General features: G+C 55.9%; 3 protein-coding genes and 3 pseudogenes. 5 read left to right on the top strand and 1 reads right to left on the bottom strand.

What is annotated here, in order from left to right:
* Positions 1-189, bottom strand: a pseudogene (locus AWB68_RS50400) (hypothetical protein); the annotation flags it as partial.
* 148 nt (positions 190-337) lie between these two features.
* On the opposite strand from AWB68_RS50400, the pseudogene AWB68_RS42910 reads away from it, so the two are divergent.
* From AWB68_RS42910 to AWB68_RS50395, 5 genes and pseudogenes are all read left to right on the top strand, one after another.
* A pseudogene (locus AWB68_RS42910) lies at positions 338-802 on the top strand (sigma factor-like helix-turn-helix DNA-binding protein); the annotation flags it as partial.
* Between the two features lie 103 nt (positions 803-905).
* Entirely contained in the window at positions 906-2,156 is a 1,251-nt protein-coding gene (locus AWB68_RS42905; RefSeq protein ID WP_087650177.1) for a tyrosine-type recombinase/integrase, read from the top strand.
* Complete coding sequence (locus AWB68_RS42900; RefSeq protein ID WP_087650176.1) at positions 2,153-3,091, top strand: tyrosine-type recombinase/integrase; 939 nt, start codon at positions 2,153-2,155, stop codon at positions 3,089-3,091. The genes AWB68_RS42905 and AWB68_RS42900 overlap by 4 nt, the downstream gene beginning before the upstream one ends.
* Positions 3,088-4,086 (top strand): tyrosine-type recombinase/integrase, encoded by a 999-nt coding sequence (locus AWB68_RS42895; protein WP_087650175.1) that lies wholly within the window; start codon positions 3,088-3,090, stop codon positions 4,084-4,086. Before AWB68_RS42900 ends, AWB68_RS42895 begins: the two co-directional genes overlap by 4 nt.
* Before the next feature lie 114 nt (positions 4,087-4,200).
* A pseudogene (locus AWB68_RS50395) lies at positions 4,201-4,386 on the top strand (IS21 family transposase); the annotation flags it as partial.
* Positions 4,387-4,526 lie beyond the last annotated feature (140 nt).

Raw genomic sequence — 4,526 nt, 5'->3', positions numbered from 1 at the left:
TCGCCTGACCGTTGCGGTAGCTGATGCAGCTTGCCGAAACGTGTCGAAGAGCAACTGCAGCGCGCCCCGAACCTGTTCATCAGGATCGAGCGCCACTGAGCCGTTCGGGTGATACACAAGCCCGATCGGCAAAGGCACTTCCAGTTCGCCCCGGTGAATATTCCACGCCAAAGTGAACAGGGATTCCACGGCAAAAAGAACACGAATTCCACGGCAAAGTTAATGCCGATTCCACGGCAAAAAGAACAGGGTTTCCACGCCATCGCGAACAGGGTTTCGGGGTGGCGGCGACGCGGGTCAACGGTGGCACGATCGACAGTTTTGTCGGGAGTGCCGAATGGCAAATGTCAGGTTGACCATGCGCAAAATCAGGGAAGTGCTGCGGCTGCATTTCGAGTGTGACCGCAACCAGAGGGAGATCGCCGACGCGGTCGGTACCTCGACAACGACGGTGTGGCATTACCTGCGCCGCACGCGGCTGGCAGGGCTGAGCTGGCCCTTGCCACCGGAACTGCTGACGGACGATGCGGCGCTCGAGGCGAGGCTGTATCCGCCGCCAGCGCGGCGCGAGCCAACGCGCGGCATGCCGGACTGGCCGGCGGTGCATCGCGAGATCGGCAGAAAAGGCGTCACGCTCGATCTGCTGTGGCAGGAATACAAGGCGCAGCATCCGGACGGCTGCGGCTACAGCTGGTTCTGCAAGGCCTACCAGGAATGGGCGCAGCGGCTTCCGGTCACGATGCGGCAAACGCACGTGCCGGGACAGAAGCTGTTCGTCTTCTGTGGCGAAGGAATTTCTGTGGCCGCCGATGGCTACGACGCTCTGACCACAAGCAGTGTACTCGAATCAACGACACATAACTGGGCGCAAAATATAGGGCCTCCACTTCTGCCCGGAGGTCATAATGTTTGATCAACTCTTCAAGTCCGTGTCGGCAATCGATCGCCACACGAAGGCACCGCTTTACCGTGAACGGGTCCGTTACCTGGCGCATCTGCTGAGCCTCGGTTCAGCGCGGGGTACATTGGTAACCAAGGCGGATTGTCTGCTACATGTCCAGGCTGAACTACGCCTCAGATCGCCCACCGCAATGTCCTTGACCCGTATTGAGGCCGCCGCAGGTCGATGGGTTGCGCGACGTGGAAGCCACCGGACCCAGACGACCAATGACTGGAGTAGACGTCACTTCATATCGGTCGCCAGAGATTGGCTGGAATTCCTTGGATGGTTTCAGAGCAAAGTCGCGAAACACCCCTACGTCGTCCAGATCGAGGCATTTCGTTCGTTCATGCGCGATGAGCGTTGTCTGTCACCCATCACAATCTATTCACAAATTTGTCGTGTGACCGAATTCTTGACTCTGATTGGGCGTGTCGGCAGTAGGTTAGATTTGCTAAATATTGAAACCATCGACAGGATTCTCGAACTGAAAGCCTGCTCAGATGGATTGACTCGCGTGTCGATACAGCGCTATGTCTCCAATGTCCGCAGTTTCCTACGTTATGCGGAGGCGGAGAGCTGGTGTCGCCGCGGACTAGCGGACGCGCTTCCACCGTGCAGAGCATATAAGAACGAGTCGCTTCCCGCGAGCCCTTCCTGGGAATCTGTCAATCGATTGGTAACGGAAGCAGGTGGTCAGCGTCCTTCCGATCTTCGAAATCGCGCCATTCTCCTTCTTCTGGTGTTATATGGATTGCGATCATCCGAAGTGGTTCGGTTATGTCTCGATGATCTGGACTGGGAGCATGCAATCCTGACGGTCCATCGCACAAAGCCGACTCAACAGGTTCAAGTGTATCCGCTAATCCCCTCTGTCGCCGAAGCAATAAGCGATTACCTGAAGCGAGGCAGGCCTGTCACTCGACTGCGCCAAGTGTTCTTGCGTGCACATGCACCTTATCTTCCGCTCAGCGGCAAAGCCATCTGGCACATTGTAAGTCGCCGCCTGATGACCATGAATGAGCCGATTCGACATCATGGTCCACACGCATTGCGCCATGCTTGCGCAACTTATCTGCTTGCGAGTGGTTTTAGCATGCACGAAATCGGTGGATTTCTTGGTCACCGCAACCTCGACAGCACCGGCGTGTACGCGAAAGTCGATCTGACAGCACTTCGCCGGGTCGCCGATCTTGAGATAAAGGAGGCGCTATGAAACTTGTCCGCGCGGTTGAACTTTATCTCGAGTTACGCAAAGCGACGGGGTGCGGGGCTCGATCAATTGCAGTAGTACTGCATCGATTTGTGAAAACCATTGGTCCGGATCGGCAAATAGACTCAATCCAACGTGAGGAGGTACGCGCGTTTCTTGGTCGGAATGGATCACCTGCCGCATATTGGCGTTGCGAGCATTCGGCACTACGCGGATTTTACAACTTCGCACTGGGTCATGGACTTGTTCCATACGTACCACTTCCAATGATATTGCCGCGTTTAGGACAGCCGTTTCGCCCGTATGTCTATACGTACGCAGAGATAGATCGCCTCATAAAGGCTACGGACGACATTGCGACGAATGAATGCCTGCTCGAGCCACCGACGTTCCGGACGCTCATCTGGTTTCTATACGGAGCGGGACTACGTGTGAGTGAAGCATTGAATTTGACTCTGGCCGACGTCGATCTCGCCGAAAATATGCTGATCATCCGTCAAACCAAATTTTACAAAGCGCGGATTGTTCCAATAGGTCCATCCCTCACCCGGATTGTTCTCGGATACGAAAGGTCGTACGGTACTCGGTTCGGCACCGATCCAGCGAGACCTTTGCTTATCAGCAAGCGCGGCAAACGTCTGACGCACCAGTGCGTCGACAACGCATTTGTTCGGCTGCGTTCCAAAGCCGGGATTTCGCGAAGCGATGGCGCTCGCTATCAACCGCGACTTCATGACATGAGGCACAGCTTCGCCGTGAGGCGTTTAACGACGTGGTATCAGCAAGGTGCCGACGTTCAGGCACTTCTACCGACGCTATCGACGTATCTCGGACATGCGAGCATCGTCTCAACACAGGTGTATCTCACAATGACGCCGGAGTTGTTGGCACAGGCGTCCTTGCGGTTCGCACTATATGCAGGAGGCGTATCATCATGAAAACGTCCACGTTGTCGCCATGGGTCCGTAGATTTCTGGTTGAGTATGTGGTCACAGAGAGGAATTTGGCACGAAGCACTCAGCTAAGCTACCGCGACACACTCGCAAGTCTGATCCGGTTTGCAGCATGCAAGATGAAAAAGCGTGCAGATCTATTGAGCGTCGACGATATCAACCGCGAATTGATCACACAGTTTCTCTCAGATCTCGCAACGCGTGGCGAGTGCTGTGCCAGGACGATCAATCAAAAGCTGGCTGCACTCCATACCTTCGCTCGCTTCGTGGGCGAATATGGTCCCGAACACCTGCCGTGGGCGGCAGCTATACTTGCAATCCCGTTCAGGAGGTATGCGAGACCTCAAATCTCCTATCTGGAAAAAGCAGAGAATGCACTCCTGGCGTCCCCCGACCGGCGAACGGAACAGGGCTCGCGCGATTATGCAACGTTGCTGTTCTTATACAATACAGGCGCACGTGCGAGCGAACTCGCTCAACTCACGGTGGCCGATCTGCAACTGGATAAATCACGTAAAGGAAATTCTCTCGTCACGCTGCACGGAAAGGGTAGCAGGACGCGTTTGTGTCCATTGTGGCTCCATACCGCGGACGAGATCGGCTTGCTGATCGCCGGGCGGTCACCACAACAACATGTATTCCTGAATCGCTGTGGTCAACCCATGACTCGCTTTGGAATTCACGCCGTAGTAGAGCGTCATGCGGCTCGCGCGGCAGACCAGATGCCGGAGCTTAATGCCAAGCGCGTTAGTCCACATACAATTCGGCACACGACGGCGACGTTCCTGCTACGTGCTGGTGTGGACATCAACACCATCCGCGCATGGCTGGGGCATGTGTCGCTCAGCACGACAAATATTTATGCTCAGATTGACGTGGAAATGAAAGCGCGCGCCTTGGCGTGTCTGGAGCAGAGCAATGCGTCATTGGGGCGACGACCGATAGGCTCCGATCTGATGCAGTTCTTGCGATCGCTATGATTGAATTTATGTAGCCTCCGTCCGTCGATGGTTTGGACCTGAGGCGCGCACAGCCATCGGCGGCCACAGAAATTCCTTCGCCACAGAAGACGAATTCGGTGGTCGACCACCGAATTCGTCGACTACTCTGGCAAGAAGCTGGGCATCATCAACCCGAGCACCGGTGAAATCCGCGAAGCCGAGCTGTTCGTCGCTGCGCTCGGCGTGTCCGGGCTTACGTTTGCGGAGCTCACCTGGACCCAGCAGCTTCCAGACTGGATCGGCTCCCACGTGCGCGCCTTCGCGTTCTATGACGGCCTGCCGCAGAAATCACCAGCTGGTGATTTCTCGACTAATCAGCAGGTTCTGGTAATGCGCAGGAGTGCGTCGGAACCGGCGCCGTTACTGGCGTTACGTCGCCGGTTCCTTCACATTACGCGTGGGCCTAAAGTGAATCTAGC

Origin of the sequence: Caballeronia choica (assembly GCF_001544535.1) — a bacterium.
In the GTDB taxonomy this organism is placed as follows: domain Bacteria; phylum Pseudomonadota; class Gammaproteobacteria; order Burkholderiales; family Burkholderiaceae; genus Caballeronia; species Caballeronia choica.
The sequence above is the reverse complement of the archived record's forward strand: the minus strand, read 5'-3'. Positions and strand labels throughout refer to the sequence as shown.